This is a genomic window from Mesorhizobium sp. P2_D5 (genome assembly GCF_056404355.1).
The window spans coordinates 902,462-919,203 of record NZ_JBFUEE010000001.1 but is presented as its reverse complement, the minus strand read 5'-3'; the positions used below and the strand labels follow the sequence as shown (position 1 = coordinate 919,203).

Below are 16,742 nucleotides of genomic sequence, written 5' to 3'. Positions count from 1 at the left end.
AAAATTCCTGCTGCCTTAATTCCACGCAGATATAGTTCCTGAGCCTCATTGTCCAATTTTTCGAGCCCTTGCAAGGCTCTCAGGCGGTGTCGAACATGCTGGCCGAGGTGATTTCCGGATTGAGGAACACACCGCGCGGCCACGATATCTGTACCACGGCGCCCTCGCCCAGGCCGCTCGAATTGCGGAAATCGAGCGTCGCGCCGGAGCGTTCGAGCAGCGTCTTGGCGATGAACAGGCCCAGCCCCAGGCCGCCGCCGGCTTCCGTGCCCTGGCGCGTCGACATATAGGGCTCGCCGATACGGTCGATGATCTCGGCCGGGAACCCCGGCCCGTCATCGATGATCGAGAAGGCCACAATGGTGTCGTCCCAACTCCAGCTCACGGTGACGCTCTTGCGGGCGAAATCGACGGCGTTCTCGACCAGGTTGCCAAGGCCGTAGATGACGCCCGGATTGCGGCGCCCGACCGGTTCGGGGCCGATGCGCTCGCCAGGCCGAAGCTTGATCGAGATGCCGAAGTCGCGGTGCGGGGCGGTGACCTCCTCGACCAGCGAGGTCAGCGGCAACCGGGAAAGATGCGCCTCGCCCTCGGACGACAGGCTGGTCAGGCGCTTGAGGATCTCGCGGCAGCGCTCGCTCTGCGAGCGCAGCAGCTTGACGTCCTCGCCGTATTTGGGATCGTTGCCGAGCGCCTTTTCCATCTCCTTGACAACAAGCGTGATGGTGGCGAGCGGCGTGCCAAGCTCGTGCGCGGCGGCCGCCGCCAGCCCGTCCAGCGCCGACAGGTGCTGCTCGCGCTGAAGCACCAGTTCGGTGGCGGCAAGCGCATTGGCCAGAAGCCGCGCTTCGGCGGCCACCCGGAAGGCGTATATAGCGGTGAAGGCGATCGAGGACAGCACCGCCATCCAGATGCCGGCGACGTAGATGAAGGGCATCTCTAACGGCGCGCCTTCATGCCAGGGCAGCGGCAGATGGACGAAGACCAGCAAGGTCGCCGCCGTCATCACCAGTCCGCCGAGGATGGCGGTCAGGCGCAGGGGCAGCGAGGTGGCCGAAATGACGACGGGCACGGTCATCAGCAGCGAGAACGGGTTGGTGAGGCCACCGGTCATGTAAAGCAGGCCGGCAAGCTGCAGGCTGTCGAAGATGAGGATGCCAAAGGCCGCGAGCGGGGTCAGCCGGTGCGCCGCCGGAAAGCGAAAGGCGAGAAACAGGTTCATCCACGCCGAACAGGCGATCAGGGCGAAGCAGAGGCTGACCGGCAGCGGAAACTTCAGGCCATAGGCGACGACGAGCACCGTCACGCTCTGACCGACGATGGCAAGCCAGCGCAACCTGATCAGCGTGTTGAGGCGCAGTCTCTGGCTCTGCTGGAAATCGGGCGAACGCAAAACGTTGATCATGGTGATGGATTACAGCCGCGGGACGGTGAACGCTAGGTACCGCACCAATCCGAGGAGCCGGATTGGAGCTCTACTTCTTGTTTGAGCATGATCTTTTCCAAAAACCGGTTCCCACCTTTTGGGATCATGCTCTGGGCTTGGCGCGGGCCGTAGCGGCGGCGAGCAGCGGATTTTCCGGCCAGACATGCTTGGGATAGCGGCCGCGCATGTCGGCGCGCACATCGGCCCAGGAGCCGCGCCAGAAGCCGGGCAGGTCGCGCGTCGTCTGGATCGGCCGGTGCGCCGGCGACAGGAGCTCGAGCGTCAGCGGCACCGTGCCGTTGGCGATGGCAGGATGGCGGTCGAGGCCGAACAGCTCCTGCACGCGCACAGCCAGCACCGGCCATTCGCCGTCATAGCGGATCGGTACATGGCTGCCCGACGGGGCGTCGAAATGGGTTGGCGCCAGCGCTTCGATCCTGCGCTGCAAGTCATGCGGCACGAGCGTGGCCAGCCCCGCCGCGACGACGCCCGGATCGATGGCGGCAAAGGATGCCGCGCCGGACAGGAACGGCAGCAGCCAGTCGTCGAGGCGCTCGATGAGGGGGGCATCCGACATGTCCGGCCACGGCGCTCCGAGGCCACGGTGCAGCCAGGAGAGCCGCTGGCGCAGCGTTTGCGCCTCCTTGCCCCAGGTCAGCAGCGACAGCCCATGCTCGCGCAAGGCGTCGAGGATGGCTCGATCGGCAGCAGCGCCGGTTGGCGGCGGCAGCATACGCTCGGAAAGGGTGATGGCGCCAAGGCGCACGGTCTCGCGCACACGCACGGCGCGCTTGTCGCGGTCGAAGCTGGTTTGCCTGCGCGTTTCGATCCTGTCGGCAAGTGCTGCGCGGACATCGTCCTCGCCAATTGCCGCAGCCGCCGTGATGCGCGCATTCTGCGCCTTGCCCTGCAGGTCGGCGACGACCAGAAACGGCTCGCCGGCCAGCGGGTCGGGAGCGTCGAGCATGGCGCCGGAACCGTTGGCCAACACGAAACGGCCGCGCTCGCCGCGCGCCTTGGCGACGCGATCGGGCCAGGCGTGGATCAGAAGCGCGCCGGCGGAAACGGTCCCGCCGTTCTTCGCCCCGCCGGCCTGTCTCGCCAGCCGCTCGGCGAGCTGGCGCGCGGCGGTGGCGCGCGGCGATCGCTCGGAGCGAAAGCGCATCAGCCGTCGCTCCAGATCGGCGCCGTCGCCGCCAAGTCCACGTTCCGTCAGCAGCACGGCAAACATGGCCGCCTCGCCGGCATGGCCACTCCTGGCGGCCTCGGCGACCATATGCGCGAGCCGCACCGGCAGAGCGAGCTTGCGCATCGCCATGCCCGCGTCCGTGAGGCGGCCGGCCTCGTCAACGGCATCCAGCGCCCGCAGCAGCAGCCTTGCCTCGTTGAGCGCCGGAGCGGGCGGCGGATCGAGGAAGGCGAGGCTGATGGGATCGGCGACACCGAAGGCGGCGCAGTCGAGCAACAGGCTGGAAAGGTCGGCCTCGAGGATTTCCGGTGGCGTGAAGGCGGGGAGCGCAGCGGTCTGCTCGGCCCGCCACAGCCGCATGGCGACGCCTGGCTGCGTGCGCCCGGCACGGCCGGCGCGCTGGTCGGCGGACGCCTTGCTGACGCGCACGGTTTCCAGCCGGGTGAGGCCGCTGGCCGGCTCGTAGCGTGGCAGCCGTGACAGGCCGGAATCGATGACCACGCGCACACCGTCGATGGTGATGGAGGTTTCGGCGATAGAGGTGGCCAGCACCACCTTGCGGCGGCCAGCAGGCGCCGGCTTGATCGCAGCGTCCTGCGCCTTGCCGTCGAGCATGCCGTAGAGCGGCACGATATCGGTGTCGGCGCCAACCTTGCCGGCCAGCCGCTCGGCGGTGCGCTCGATCTCGCGTTGGCCAGGCAGGAAGGCGAGCACGCTGCCGCTTTCGTCGGCAAGCGCCACACGGATCGCCCTGGCCATGGCGTCCTCGATGGCAACGCCGGCCGGACGCTCGTCGTAGCGGATGTCGACGGGGAAGGCGCGGCCCTCGCTCTCGATCACCGATGCGTCGGACAGCAGCTTTGCGACGCGGGCGCCATCGAGCGTCGCCGACATCACCAGAACCCGCAGATCCGGCCGCAGCGCGCCTTGCACATCGAGCGCCAGCGCGAGGCCGAAATCGCCATCGAGCGAACGCTCGTGGAATTCGTCGAAGATCACCGCCGAGACGCCGGGCAGTTCGGGGTCATCGAGGACCATACGCGCCAGCACGCCTTCGGTGACGACCAGTATCCTGGTCTTGGCCGAGGTGCGGTTCTCCATGCGCATGGCGTAGCCGACGGCGGCGCCGGGCTCCTCGCCGAGCAATTCGGCCATGCGGCGGGCGGCGGCGCGGGCCGCGAGCCGGCGCGGTTCGAGCAGAACGATCTTGCCGGCCCCCAGCCAGGGCGCCCCGAGCAGCGCCAGCGGCACCAGCGTCGTCTTGCCGGCGCCGGGCGGCGCCACCAGCACGGCGCTGTTGCGTTCGGCCAGCGCTTCACTCAGCGCCGGCAGCACAGCGGATACGGGAAGCTCCGGCAAGGGTTTTGTCGTCATCGCGTCCGCATATCAGCGGTCGCGGTCGCCGTGCAACCGTGACAGGTTCAAAGCCGGGTGCGGGAAAACGGGTTCCAGCGCACCGTGCCGAGGCGCGCTTCCTCACGCACCATGGTCAGCAAGCCGGAGCCGCCGACGACCGCGAGGCCGACCAGCGACAGCCAGTCGGGGTATTCCTGGAAGAACAGCGCGCCGAGGATGACCGCCCAGACGATCTGCGAATAATGCGTCGGTGCGATCCGGTTGGCGGGCGCATATTTGACCGCCAGCAGCTGCAGCAACTGGCCGCAAGCGGTGAAGGCACCCGCCATCACCAGCCACACCAGCTGCTTGCCGTCCGGAACGGTGAACGAGGTGGCGGCGGCCCCAACGCCGTTGAACAACAGGCCGTAGCCGATCAGCACACCCAGCATGGTCGTGCGCTTTTCCTGCTGTGCCAGCGAGCGCATCAGGATGACGCTGGCGGCGGCGAGGAAGGCAACGCCGAAGGCGGCAAGATGGCCGAGATTGAGCTCGCGAAACCCCGGTCGCACCACCAGCATGACACCGGCGAAACCGGCGACCACCGCCAGCCATCGCCATGGACCGACCTTTTCCTTGAGGACGATGGTGGAGAGGATGGTGACGCAGAGCGGCGCCAGAAAGACCAGCGCATAGACTTCCGCCAGCGGGATGGTGGTGAAAGCGTAGACGCTAAGCACGCCGGACGCGATGCCCGCCCAGGCGCGCGCCTGCACCGCCCAGGGCCGGCTGGTGCGCCCAAAATCACGCCAGCGCTCACCCGCCGGCCGCGTAAAGAAGAGAAAGAAGCCGGCAAACAGCGTCGTGAAGAAACCGATCTCGAAGACCGTGAACTGTCCGCCGAGGCTTTTGACAACGGCATCGCTGCCCGAATAGCTTGCATAGGCGATCAGGGCGAGCAGGATTCCGTTCGTCACGTTTTTTCATTTCCGGGGAGAGAGTGGCTTGAAGATATTGGCGCTCGGTGCGCATCCGGACGACATCGAGATCTTCATGTTCGGTACGATGGCCGCCTATGCCGCGCAAGGCGCAGAACTCACTTTTGCCATAGCCACCGATGGGGCCAAGGGCGGCAAGGGAGATCCCGGCGCGCTTGCCCGGGCGCGGCGCAAGGAGGCGAGCCAAGCGGCAGGCCTGCTTGGGGCCACGCCGCGCTTTCTCGACTTCCCGGATGGTGCGCTGGTAGCCGATGCGGCGCTGATCGCGGCGGTGAAGGCGCTGATCGGCGAGATCGGCCCGGACCTGGCGATCACCCATGCGCCGAACGACTATCATGGCGACCACCGCGCGCTGTCGGACGGCGTGCGCATCGCGGCTTCTTTCGTGGTGCCGGTGCTGCACGCCGACACGCTCGGCGGCACCGGTTTTTCGCCGACGCACTATGTCGATATTTCCGCGCATGCCGACGTCAAGGCCAAGGCGATCCGCATGCATCAGTCGCAGGATCCGGAGCGCTTCGTCGACGGCGCGCGAACGCAAAACCTTTTTCGTTCAGGCCAGTGCAACGGCGCACAGGGTTCATTGGCCGAGGCCTTCCGCTTCGAACCTGTGTTTCCGTTCGCCGACATCCGCGCGCTGCTGCCGCCGGCACCGGCGATCCGGCCGGTCATGGTGAGCACCAAACGGGTCGACTGAGAGCCGAGACGACCTTCGAGTCTGGCCGGGCCCGGCCTGCGCGGCTTCCACAATAGGATCCGCGATACACGCTTTTCCCAACGTTTTCAGGCACCGCCGCAAGCATGCTGCGGCGCAGCAACGAATTCGCTTGCGTTGTTTAGTAAAAATTGCATCACTAAACAAATTACTAAACATCTGCAGCGCTGCCGCGCCGCCATGTTTGGGCCCCTGAGGAGAGGGGTTTGGAGCTCTTGAAACCGTCATCCGGACGCGTTTCGCAAATGGGAGGAAGGCATGAAATCGAGCTTGAAACTGGCGTTGGGACTGGCCTCGGCGATTACAACGTCGACAGCCGTGTCGAATGTCGCGCACGCTGAAGACCTGACGCTGTGCTGGGCCGCCTGGGACCCGGCGAACGCACTTGTCGAACTGTCCAAGGATTTTACCAAGGAAACCGGCATCGGCATGAAATTCGAATTCGTGCCGTGGACCAACTATGCCGACCGTTTCCTCAACGAGCTGAACTCGCACGGCAAGCTGTGCGACCTGATCATCGGCGACAGCCAGTGGATCGGCGGCGCCGCCGAGAACGGCCACTACGTCAAGCTGAACGACTTCTTCGACAAGGAGAAGATCAGCATGGACGACTTCGTGCCGGCAACCGTCGTCGGCTATTCGGAATGGCCGAAGAACACGCCGAACTACTGGGCGCTGCCGGCCATGGGCGACGTCGTCGGCTGGACCTATCGCAAGGACTGGTTCTCCAAGCCGGAGCTGCAGAAGGAGTTCAAGGAGAAGTACGGCTGGGATCTCGGCCCGCCGACCACCTTCGACCAGCTGAAGCAGATCGCCGAGTTCTTCCAGAAGCGGCAGGTCGACGGCAAGACCGTCTATGGCGCCTCGATCTACACCGAGCGCGGCTCGGAAGGCATCACCATGGGCGCCATGGACGTGCTTTACAGCTACGGCTTCCAGTACGAGAACCCGAAGAAGCCCTACGAAATGGAAGGCTTCGTCAATTCCGACAAGTCGGTAAAGGGGCTGGAGTTCTACAAGGCGCTCTATGATTGCTGCACCCCTCCGGGCGCCTCGAACAGCTACATGGGCGAAGGCGTCGATGCCTTCAAATCCGGCCAGGTGGCGATGCACATGAACTTCGCCTTCACATGGCCGGGCCTGCAGAAGGACGAGAATGTCGGCGGCGACAAGATCGGTTACTTCGTCAACCCCAAGGGGCCTGACGGCGATCAGTTCGCCCAGCTCGGCGGCCAGGGCATCTCCGTGGTGTCCTATTCCGACAAGCAGGAATCGGCGCTGAAATACATCAAGTGGTTCGCCAACAAGGATGTGCAGGCCAAATGGTGGTCGCTCGGTGGCTATTCCTGCCTCAATGCGGTGGTCAAGGACCCGAAGTTCCCGGCCAGCCAGCCCTATGCGCAGACCTTCCTCGACTCGATGGCGATCGTGAAGGACTTCTGGGCCGAGCCCAGCTATGCGCCGCTGCTGCAGGCGTCGCAGAAGCGCTTCCATGACTATGTCGTTGCCGGCCAGGGTTCGGCCAAGGATGCCCTCGACGGCCTGGTCAAGGACTGGACGCAGGTCTTCCAGGACGACGGCAAGATGTAACAGGCTCCTCCCGAGCTAGGCCCAGGCGTCCCGTGCCACCTTGGCACGGGACGCAGTTCAGATAAATTCCATGACAGAGACGACCCAAGTGACCGAAGCAGGACTGACCATGCTCAATCGGACCGCGGAGAACGTTGCCCGGGCGACCCCGGAGCCGTTGGCCCGCAAGGTCCGGGGCATCAGCGACAAGGGCCTCGCCTGGCTGTTCATCTCGCCGACGATCCTGTTGCTGCTCGCCATCAACATCTTCCCGCTGTTCTGGGCGATCTATCTGTCGTTCACCAATTTTCGGGCCAACCGCCCGAACGAGGTGGTGAAGAATCTCGGCTTTGCCAACTACCAGCGCATCCTCGCCGATAAGGATATCTGGATCGCCATGCAGACGACGGCGCATTTCGTGTTCTGGACCATCCTGCTGCAGACGCTCATCGGCTTCACGCTGGCGTGGCTGATCGACAGAAAGTTCCGTGGCCACGCGTTCTGGACGACCCTCATCCTGGTTCCGATGATGCTGTCGCCGGCGGTGGTCGGCAATTTCTGGCGCTTCCTATACGAGCCGCAGATCGGCCTGTTCGCCTATGCCATTTCCTTCGTCACCGGCATCCCGCCAACAAACATCCAGATGCTCTCCAACGTGTCGCTGGCGCCATGGTCGATCATCATCGTCGACACCTGGATGTGGACGCCCTACGTGATGCTGATCTGCCTCGCCGGGCTGCGCTCGATCCCCGAATACATCTATGAGGCGGCCGAGGTCGACCGCGCCTCCAACTGGCGGCAGTTCTGGTCGATCACACTGCCGATGGCGTTGCCTTTCATCATGCTGGCGGTGCTGTTTCGCGGCATCGAGAACTTCAAGATGTTCGACATGGTCAATCTGCTCACCGGCGGCGGGCCGGGCTCGACCACCGAGGTCGCCTCGATCACGCTGAAACGCCAGGCTTTCGAGAGCTGGCGGACGGGCTATTCCTCGGCCTTCGCCATCATCCTGTTCGTCGCGGTGTTCGGTCTCGCCAACATCTACGTCAAGGCGCTCAACAAGGTGAAGCAGAGATGAGCCTGACCACTGCCCACTCGGTCGTCGCACCTTCGGCAAATTCGAAGCGCATCGCCGGCGCGATCATCATCGCCTACGCGCTGATCTCGATCGTGCCGCTGCTGTGGATCTTCGCCACCAGCTTCAAGACGCCGCCGGACTCGATTGCCTATCCGCCGAAACTGCTGTTCCAGCCGAGCCTTGAGGGCTACTGCAACCTGTTCACGACGCGCACCCGGCAGACGCCGGAATACATCAACTCGCTGGGTCCGGCGACGGGCTTCTGCGACGAGACCACGCGCAAGCGCAACATGGTGATCGCCGGCCCGTCCAACTTCCTGCCGCGCTTCGTCAATTCGCTGATCATCGCCTTTGGCTCGACCTTCTGCGCCGTCTTCCTTGGCACGCTGTCGGCCTATGGTTTCTCGCGCTTCAAGGTGCCGCTCGCCGACGACCTCCTATTCTTCATCCTGTCGACGCGCATGATGCCGCCAATCGCCGTCGCGATTCCCATCTACCTGATGTACCGCGAGCTTGGCCTGTCCGACACCGCGCTCGGCATGATCCTGCTCTATACAGCGGTCAATGTTTCACTGGCGGTGTGGCTCTTGAAAGGCTTCATCGACGAGATCCCGCGCGAATATGAGGAGGCGGCGATGATCGACGGCTATACGCGGCTGCAGGCCTTCTGGCGCACCGTGCTGCCGCAAGCGACCACCGGCATTGCCGCCACCGCCATCTTCTGCCTGATCTTCGCCTGGAACGAATATGCCTTCGCTGCCCTTTTGACCTCGGGCACGGCGCAGACCGCGCCGCCCTTCATCCCGACCATCATCGGCGAAGGCGGCCAGGACTGGCCGGCGGTGGCGGCCGGCACGACCATCTTCCTGGTGCCGATCCTCGTCTTCACCATCCTGCTTCGCAAGCAATTGCTGCGCGGCATCACCTTCGGCGCGGTGCGCAAATGAGCTTGACCAGCCCTCAGAAACGCAAATCGCGCTGGCCGGTCTGGGCCAGGCGCGGGCTGATGGAAAACATCGCCACGGTGCTGATCGCCCTCGGCTTCCTGATGCTGTTCCAGCCCTTCGCGCTGTCGCTCTATACCTATTCCTTCATCACCATGCTCGCCGGCACCGTGATGTTCATCATCGTCTCGAAGTTCCCGGAATAGCCATGGCCGAAATTCGCGTTCAGCACCTGAGAAAGGCCTTCGGCGATTTCGTCGCCGTGCAGGATTCCAACTTCGTCGTCGAGGATGGCGAGTTCTTCGTCATGCTCGGACCGTCGGGCTGCGGCAAGACGACGACGCTGCGCATGATCGCCGGGCTCGAACTGCCGACAGGCGGGCAGATCCTGCTTGGCGGAGACGACGTCACCATGCTGCGGGCGCGCGAGCGCGACATCGCCTTCGTCTTCCAGCTGTTCGCGCTCTACCCGCACATGAACGTGCGCAAGAACATCGGCTTCCCGCTGCTGGCGCAAGGCATGCCGTCAGCCGAGATTCGCCAGCGCGTCGAAGAGACGGCCAAGCTTCTGCGCATCGACCATCTGCTCAACAAATCCGTCTCAGGCCTCGCCGGTGGCGACCGCCAGCGGGTGGCGCTCGGCCGCGCCATCGTGCGGCGGCCAAAGTGCTTCCTGATGGACGAGCCGCTCGGGACCCTTGATACCGAGTTCCGCGATTTGATGGTCCATGAGTTGCGCGAACTGCACAACCGCATCCACGCCACCACCGTCTATGTCACGCACGACCAGATGGAAGCGATGTCGATGGCCGACAAGATCGCGGTGATGAACCATGGCGTCATCGAACAGTTCGGCACGCCGCGCGAGATCTACGACCGGCCGGCGACCATGTTCGTCGCCGATTTCATCGGCTCGCCGCCGATGAATTTCCTGGGCTTCGGCGGTGGACTGGCAAAGGGCGTGAAGGAAATCATCGTCCAGGGCGCGAAGGTCGCGGTGCCGGAAGTGCGCGAGGATATCGCCCCGGCCGACATGGCGCTGGGCATCCGTCCGGAACATATCCGCTTCGACGACAACTCCAAGCTGCGTGGCGCAATCTACGGCACCGAATATCTCGGCACCACACAGATCGTCGCGGTGGAGACGGCGGACGGCATCATCAAGGCCCGGGTGCCGGCCGAAATCCGGCTCTCGACCGGCGACCATGTCGGCCTGACGCTGAGCAGCGCGCGGCTGTCACTGTTCGAGAAAGGATCGGGCCGCGCGGTGAGAACCGCGATCCACGATGCCGCCTCGGAGCGGAGGGCACAGCATGGCTGACGTGCACATCAAGAATGTGAGCAAGAGTTTTGGCGACCATGTCGCCGTCAACGGTCTCGACCTCTCCATCGCCGATGGTGAGTTCGTCGTGCTGCTCGGGCCGACCGGCGCCGGCAAGACGACGACGCTGCGGCTGATCGCCGGGCTGGAGCGGCCGGATGCCGGCACCATCGAAATCGGCGGCCACAATGCCACGACGCTGTCGCCGGCCGAGCGCGACACCGCCTTCGTGTTCCAGCAATACTCGCTCTATCCGCATCTGTCGGTTTTCGACAACCTTGCCTTCCCGCTGCGCTCGCCGGCACGAAGAATGCCGGAAGAACAGATCCGCCGCCGGGTCGAGGAGGTGGCGAAAATGGTGCGCATCCACCACAAGCTCGCCAACCGCTCGACCAAGCTGTCGGGTGGCGAAATGCAGCGCGTCGCCATCGGCCGTGCGCTGGTGCGCAAGCCTTCCATCTATCTGATGGACGAGCCGCTGTCGTCGCTCGATGCCAAGTTGCGGGCGGATCTCAGGCTCGAACTTAAACGCATCCAGGCCGAACTCGGCGCCACCATGCTCTATGTCACGCATGACCAGATCGAGGCTATGACGATGGCCGACCGCATCGGCATCCTTGCCGATGGCGTGCTGGTGCAGATCGGCTCGCCCCGTACGATCTATTCGGAGCCGGCAAACCTGCATGTCGCGGCCAGGCTCGGCCAGCCGGCGATCAATCTATTGCCAACCGGGCTGCTGCCCGATGGCGGCGCACCGGCCGGCACCAAGACGATCGGTGCACGCACCGAACATCTGTCGATCGAGAAGGCCGCGAATGGCCATGCCGACGGCGTCGTCGACTGGGTCGAGCATCTTGGCGACCAGAACCACCTGCATGTGACGGTGGGGGCCAGGAAGCTGGTGACGCTGACCGATCCCGAAACGGATCTGGGGCAAGGCGACAGGGTGGTGATCCGCTACCGGTCGCCGCTCTATTTTGGTGCCGACGGACAAAGGCTGATATGAACGGTTTTCGGTGTTTCCCTGCCAAGGGGTCAACACCGGCTTCTGATTGATGACTGCAGACAAGTGACTGGACGAATTCGATGAAGCACTTTTTCAATCGCAGGGAAACGATCGTCACCGAGGCGCTGGACGGCCTCTTGCGGACCATTGGCGCAGGCGACCTCGCGCGTCTCGATGGCTATCCCGAGATCAAGGTCGTCCTGCGCGCCGACTGGGACAAGACCAACGTCAGCGTCGTCTCCGGCGGCGGCGCCGGGCACGAGCCGTCACATGCCGGCTTCGTCGGCAAGGGCATGCTGACGGCGGCGGTCTCGGGCGAGATCTTTGCCTCGCCAAGCGTCGAAGCGGTGCTGGCGGCCATTCGCGCCGTGACCGGCCCGGCCGGCTGCCTGCTGATCGTCAAGAACTATACCGGCGACCGCCTCAATTTCGGTCTGGCGGCCGAGAAGGCGCGCGCCGAAGGCTTTCGCGTCGAGATGGTGATCGTCGCCGACGATATCGCGCTCCCCGACATTGCCCAGCCGCGCGGCGTTGCCGGCACCCTGTTCGTGCACAAGATATCAGGCCATCTGTCGGAAGCCGGCCACGATCTGGCTGATATCGCGGCGGCCGCGCGAGCCGCGGCGAAGGACATCGTGTCGCTCGGCATGTCACTGTCGTCCTGCTCGATACCAGGCCAGCCGCACGAAGACAGATTTGGCGAGAACGACGGCGAGCTCGGCCTCGGCATCCATGGCGAGCCGGGCGTGGAGCGGATCGCCGTGCAAAGCGCGGACAGACTGGTCGCGATCATGGCGGAGCGGCTTGCGGCACGGCTCGATCCTGCGGCCAGCCATGCCCTGCTGATCAACAATCTCGGTTCAGTACCGCCGCTCGAAATGTCGCTGGTCGCCAATGCGGTGCTTGCTTCGCCGCTGGCCAAATCCATCAAGCTCACGATCGGCCCAGGACCGTTGATGACGGCGCTCAACATGAACGGCCTCTCGCTGTCGCTGATCCGGCTCGACGCCGTACGCGAGAAAGCCCTGCTGGCGCCGGTTGGTCCGCACGCCTGGATGCCGGCAAAGCCTGTTGTATCGCCCTCTGTCGTGCCCATCGCGAAACCAGCTGCTGAAGGCGCGGCGCGCAAACCCAGCCAGGATGCCCGCACCCGGCGCCTTGTCGTCAGCATCTGCGAAAAGCTGATCGCGCTCGAAGGCACTTTGAACGGGCTGGACGCCAAGGCGGGAGACGGCGACACCGGTTCGACGGTGGCGACAGGCGCGCGCAGCGTGCTCGAGCGGCTTGATACGCTGCCGCTTGCCGATCCTGCGGCCACCCTTGGCGCGGTGGGCGACATTCTGAGCGCGTCCATGGGCGGCTCCAGCGGGGTGCTGCTGTCGATCTTCTTCACCGCGGCGGCGCAGGCCCTGGACGGCGGCGCCAGCGTGGCCAAGGCGCTGCTTGCCGGTCTCGAACGGATGACTTTCTATGGCGGCGCGGAGGTCGGCGACCGCACCATGATCGATGCCCTCGAGCCTGCCCTGAAAGCGCTCGACGCCGGCGGCCTGGGGGAAGCGGCAACAGCGGCTCGACGCGGTGCCGAGGCCACGTCCGCCATGGACCGGGCGAAAGCCGGGCGGTCCGCCTATGTCGGCAGCAAGCTGCAGGGCGTGGTCGACCCCGGCGCCCATGCGGTGGCCGAGGCCTTTGCGGCCGCGGCCGCGCTGCTTGCAGCGGCCTGACGCATGCTACAGTTGTCGAATGAAAATTCTTTCGCTACTGCCGGCAGGGTGGGAACCAGGAATTTGGCTGACATGGCGGCGTTGAACCTTTCCAGGCTGATCGTGGCGGCCGCGGATACGATTGCCGCTCACGCCGAGGAGTTGACGGCGCTGGACCAGGCGATCGGCGACGGCGACCACGGGCTGAACATGAAGCGCGGTTTCGAGGCCGTACGCAGCGAGGCCGAGGCGTTTGCCGCCAAACCGCTGCCCGAGGCACTGAAGGCGATCGGCACCAAGCTGGTGATGACGGTCGGCGGCGCTTCGGGTCCGCTGTTCGGCACCTTGTTCATGGCGCTCGGCAAGGAAATTTCTGCCGCGCCCGACCGCGCCAGTCTGACCTTGGCTTTCGGCAAGGCCATCGAAGCCGTGGCGGCGCGGGGCAAATCGCAGGTCGGGCAGAAGACGATGCTCGACGTGCTGCAGCCTGTGCATGAGGCGCTGCTTCAGGGAAAGACGGCGGCGGAGATCGCCGACAGCGCCGACGCGGCCGCCGAAGCAACCGTGCCGATGAAGGCCCAGCGTGGCCGCGCCTCGTTCCTTGGCGACCGTTCGATCGGCCATATGGATGCCGGTGCGCGCTCAACCGCGCTTCTGGTGCGGACAGTGGCGAAAACCGTCGAGGAAAGCGCATGAGCAATGTCGGCATCGTCATCGTTTCGCATTCGCCGCTCGTCGCCGAGGGCACGGCCGACATGGTGCGGCAGATGGTGGGCGACGAAGTGCCGCTTGCATGGTGCGGCGGAAACGGCCATGGCGGGCTCGGCACCAATGTCGAGGCAATCATGAGCGCCATCGACAGGGCCTGGTCGGAAGCCGGCGTCGCCATCCTGGTCGATCTCGGCGGTGCCGAGACCAACAGCGAAATGGCGGTGGAGATGATCGGCGAGCCGCGTGCGCAGAAGATCATCGTCTGCAACGCGCCGATCGTCGAAGGCGCGGTGATGGCGGCGACCGAGGCGTCCGGCGGCGCCTCGCTGCGGGAAGTGGTGGCGACGGCGCACGAATTGTCGCCGTCGTGAACGAACGGGAACTTTAAAGACATGTCCGCATCCGCCGAAGCGACCGTCCTGATCACCCACGAGGTGGGTCTGCATGCGCGTCCTTCGGTGAAGTTCACCAAGCTGGCCAAGACCTTCGCCGCCGAGGTGGAAATAGCACTGGCCGCCAATGGGCCATGGTTCGACGCCAAGAGCATCGTCAAGGTGATGGCCACCAAGGCGCCGAAGGGCACGGTACTGCACATTCGCGCCAGCGGCGATGGCGCCAATGATGCCGTCGACGCACTGGTCGAACTGGTGCGGCGCGATTTCGACGAAGGCGCGGACCATGTCCGAACCGCTTAGGCTGCAAGGCATTTCGGCCTCGGCCGGGTATGCCGAGGGACCGCTGTTCGACCTCGACCAGATTGCAATTGCCTACGCCTGCAAGGAAAATGCTGCCGACGAGAAGGCTGCGCTCGAGACCGCAATCGATGTCGCGACGAGCCGTCTCGCTGGATTGATCAAAATCGCTGACGGTGACGCCGCCGACATCCTCGAATTTCAGATCGCGATGCTGGAGGACGACGCGTTGAGCGGCCCGGCTTTTGCTGCGATTGCCTCTGGACACCCCGCCGATGCGGCATGGCGACAGGCGCTGGATGTGGAAATCGCTGGCTACGAGACCTCGGATCAAGATTATTTCCGCGCCCGTGCGGCCGACATACGCGACATCAGGGACCAGGTGCTGCGCGCGCTGACCGAGGATGGCGGGGTTCAAGCACCGTCCGGCGCCATCCTCTACGGCGCGGACATCGCGCCGACGCGTTTTCTCGAAACCGACTGGAGCGGCGGTGGCGGCATCGCGCTGAAGGCGGGCAGCACGGCGAGCCACGTCGCCATGCTGGCGCGCTCGCGTGGCGTGCCCATGGTCGTGGGGCTTGGGGTGGTGGATCTTGGCAACGCGCCCGCCAATCTTGCCGGCATAGCACTGCTCGATGCCGAACATGGCGGCATCGTGCTGTCACCTTCCAAGGCCGAGATCGACGCCTTTCGCCAATCGTCGTCGTTGTTCTCGGCGCGCCGCGACCGGGCCGGGATTTTTCTGGCGCGGCCGGCGGTGACCAGGACCGGCATAGCGGTGCGGGTGCAGGTCAACATCGCCGACCCGTCCGACGTCGACGGCATCGACATCGCCACCTGCGACGGTGTCGGCCTGATGCGCACCGAATTCCTGTTCGGCAAGACGTTGCCCGATGAGGAAACGCAGTATCGCGCCTATCGCAAGGTGCTGGACTGGGCCGGCGACAAGCCGGTGACGATCCGCACCGTCGATGCCGGCGGCGACAAGCCAGTGCCCGGCTTTACCGTCGAGGAAGGCAATCCGTTCCTCGGCCTGCGCGGCATCAGGCTGTCGCTGGCGCGGCCGGAAGTGTTTCGTGTACAAATCCGGGCACTGCTGCGCGCCGCCGTCCATGGCAGTCTGAAAGTGATGTTCCCGATGATCGCCATTGTGGAGGAATACAGACAGGCAGCGGCGATGTTCGCCGAAGAGCAGGCAGAGCTCGCCGCGCGCGGCATCGCGCAAAAGATGCCACCGCTCGGCATCATGGTCGAGGTGCCGTCGATGGCGATCGCGCCTGAGGCCTTTACCGAGGCCGCCTTTTTCTCGATCGGCTCCAACGACCTCACCCAATATGTCATGGCAGCCGCCCGCGACAACGCTCTGGTGGCGCACCTCAACTCGGTCCGTCATCCAGCCGTGCTGCGGCTGGTCGCCGCGGTCACCGCGTTTGGCCTGCGCGAAGAAATCCCGGTCAGCCTGTGCGGCGATGCCGGCGGTGACCCCACCGCGATCCCATCGCTGCTCGAGGCCGGCCTGCGCGATCTGTCCGTCGCTCCGGCGCAACTCGCCATGGCCAAGGCGGCGATCGCGGACGTTTCTATCCAGGCGCGGCCGGCATGATCGACAAGATACCTGAAGCCGGTTCCGAAGAGGCGATCCGCGCTTATAAGACGATCCTGTCGCATGTCATCGACCAGCGACCGTCCGGCATGCGCCAGCGGCTTGCCGATGCGCTTGGCAAGCACCGCAGCTTCGTCACGCAGATCTCCAGCCCGGCCTATTCGATCCCGATTCCGTCAAAGCATTTGCCTTCGATCTTTTCGGTCTGCCATTTCAGCCCGGCCGAGCGCGATCAGTTTCTTGCCGCCTACCACCAGGCGCATCCGGGAAAAATGTCTGTCGCGGCAGGCATGCGCAAGACGCGGCATGTTTCGCTCATCGTGCCCGATTTCGGCGACGACAAGCAGAACGCTGCACTCGATCGGGCAGTGAATGATTTTATCCAGAAGATCACCAGCATCACCGGCAAGGGTGGTTGATCCGTCAGAGCGGTTCAACAAGGCCCATTTCGG

General features: G+C 64.8%; 16 protein-coding genes. 13 read left to right on the top strand and 3 right to left on the bottom strand.

Features of this window, described 5'->3' with window-relative positions; genetic code table 11:
* Window positions 1–79: 79 nt before the first annotated feature.
* The 3 genes from AC1DYW_RS04380 to AC1DYW_RS04370 all read right to left on the bottom strand — a co-directional run bounded on the left by AC1DYW_RS04380 (window position 80) and on the right by AC1DYW_RS04370 (window position 4,927).
* Window positions 80–1,405, bottom strand: coding sequence for an ActS/PrrB/RegB family redox-sensitive histidine kinase (locus AC1DYW_RS04380; RefSeq protein WP_477225225.1), 1,326 nt, complete (start codon window positions 1,403–1,405; stop codon window positions 80–82).
* 124 nt (window positions 1,406–1,529) lie between these two features.
* Window positions 1,530–3,989 (bottom strand): ATP-dependent helicase HrpB, encoded by a 2,460-nt coding sequence (gene hrpB / locus AC1DYW_RS04375; RefSeq protein WP_477225224.1) that lies wholly within the window; start codon window positions 3,987–3,989, stop codon window positions 1,530–1,532.
* A 47-nt stretch (window positions 3,990–4,036) separates the two neighbouring features.
* Entirely contained in the window at window positions 4,037–4,927 is an 891-nt protein-coding gene (locus AC1DYW_RS04370; RefSeq protein WP_477225223.1) for a DMT family transporter, read from the bottom strand.
* 28 nt (window positions 4,928–4,955) lie between these two features.
* Here AC1DYW_RS04370 and AC1DYW_RS04365 point away from each other — a divergent pair, with 28 nt between their 5' ends.
* From AC1DYW_RS04365 to AC1DYW_RS04305, 13 genes are all read left to right on the top strand, one after another.
* Window positions 4,956–5,645 carry a PIG-L deacetylase family protein gene (locus AC1DYW_RS04365; protein ID WP_477225222.1) on the top strand — a complete coding sequence of 230 codons (690 nt, stop codon included), beginning with the start codon at window positions 4,956–4,958 and terminating at the stop codon, window positions 5,643–5,645.
* A gap of 276 nt (window positions 5,646–5,921) precedes the next feature.
* Entirely contained in the window at window positions 5,922–7,253 is a 1,332-nt protein-coding gene (locus AC1DYW_RS04360) for an ABC transporter substrate-binding protein (protein ID WP_477225221.1), read from the top strand.
* Window positions 7,254–7,362: 109 nt separating this feature from the next.
* A complete protein-coding gene (locus AC1DYW_RS04355; protein WP_184873362.1) occupies window positions 7,363–8,310 on the top strand; it encodes a carbohydrate ABC transporter permease in 948 nt (315 codons plus the stop codon).
* A complete protein-coding gene (locus AC1DYW_RS04350; protein ID WP_095082780.1) occupies window positions 8,307–9,257 on the top strand; it encodes a carbohydrate ABC transporter permease in 951 nt (316 codons plus the stop codon). Before AC1DYW_RS04355 ends, AC1DYW_RS04350 begins: the two co-directional genes overlap by 4 nt.
* Entirely contained in the window at window positions 9,254–9,460 is a 207-nt protein-coding gene (locus AC1DYW_RS04345; RefSeq protein WP_457150034.1) for a hypothetical protein, read from the top strand. The genes AC1DYW_RS04350 and AC1DYW_RS04345 overlap by 4 nt, the downstream gene beginning before the upstream one ends.
* Window positions 9,461–9,462: 2 nt before the next feature.
* Window positions 9,463–10,575: an ABC transporter ATP-binding protein gene (locus AC1DYW_RS04340; protein ID WP_457150033.1), complete on the top strand. Its 1,113-nt coding sequence runs from the start codon at window positions 9,463–9,465 to the stop codon at window positions 10,573–10,575.
* Complete coding sequence (locus AC1DYW_RS04335) at window positions 10,568–11,581, top strand: ABC transporter ATP-binding protein (RefSeq protein ID WP_457150032.1); 1,014 nt, start codon at window positions 10,568–10,570, stop codon at window positions 11,579–11,581. The genes AC1DYW_RS04340 and AC1DYW_RS04335 overlap by 8 nt, the downstream gene beginning before the upstream one ends.
* An 80-nt stretch (window positions 11,582–11,661) precedes the next feature.
* Entirely contained in the window at window positions 11,662–13,305 is a 1,644-nt protein-coding gene (locus tag AC1DYW_RS04330; RefSeq protein WP_457150031.1) for a dihydroxyacetone kinase subunit DhaK, read from the top strand.
* A gap of 72 nt (window positions 13,306–13,377) precedes the next feature.
* On the top strand, window positions 13,378–13,980 hold the full coding sequence (gene dhaL, locus AC1DYW_RS04325) for a dihydroxyacetone kinase subunit DhaL (RefSeq protein ID WP_457150030.1): 603 nt from the start codon (window positions 13,378–13,380) through the stop codon (window positions 13,978–13,980).
* On the top strand, window positions 13,977–14,366 hold the full coding sequence (dhaM, locus tag AC1DYW_RS04320; RefSeq protein WP_184873275.1) for a dihydroxyacetone kinase phosphoryl donor subunit DhaM: 390 nt from the start codon (window positions 13,977–13,979) through the stop codon (window positions 14,364–14,366). The genes dhaL and dhaM overlap by 4 nt, the downstream gene beginning before the upstream one ends.
* Before the next feature lie 21 nt (window positions 14,367–14,387).
* Window positions 14,388–14,690: an HPr family phosphocarrier protein gene (locus tag AC1DYW_RS04315; protein WP_184873274.1), complete on the top strand. Its 303-nt coding sequence runs from the start codon at window positions 14,388–14,390 to the stop codon at window positions 14,688–14,690.
* Window positions 14,674–16,290, top strand: a complete 1,617-nt coding sequence (gene ptsP, locus AC1DYW_RS04310) for a phosphoenolpyruvate--protein phosphotransferase (protein ID WP_477225220.1) — start codon at window positions 14,674–14,676, stop codon at window positions 16,288–16,290. The genes AC1DYW_RS04315 and ptsP overlap by 17 nt, the downstream gene beginning before the upstream one ends.
* Window positions 16,287–16,709, top strand: a complete 423-nt coding sequence (locus AC1DYW_RS04305; protein WP_457150028.1) for a hypothetical protein — start codon at window positions 16,287–16,289, stop codon at window positions 16,707–16,709. The genes ptsP and AC1DYW_RS04305 overlap by 4 nt, the downstream gene beginning before the upstream one ends.
* Window positions 16,710–16,742 lie beyond the last annotated feature (33 nt).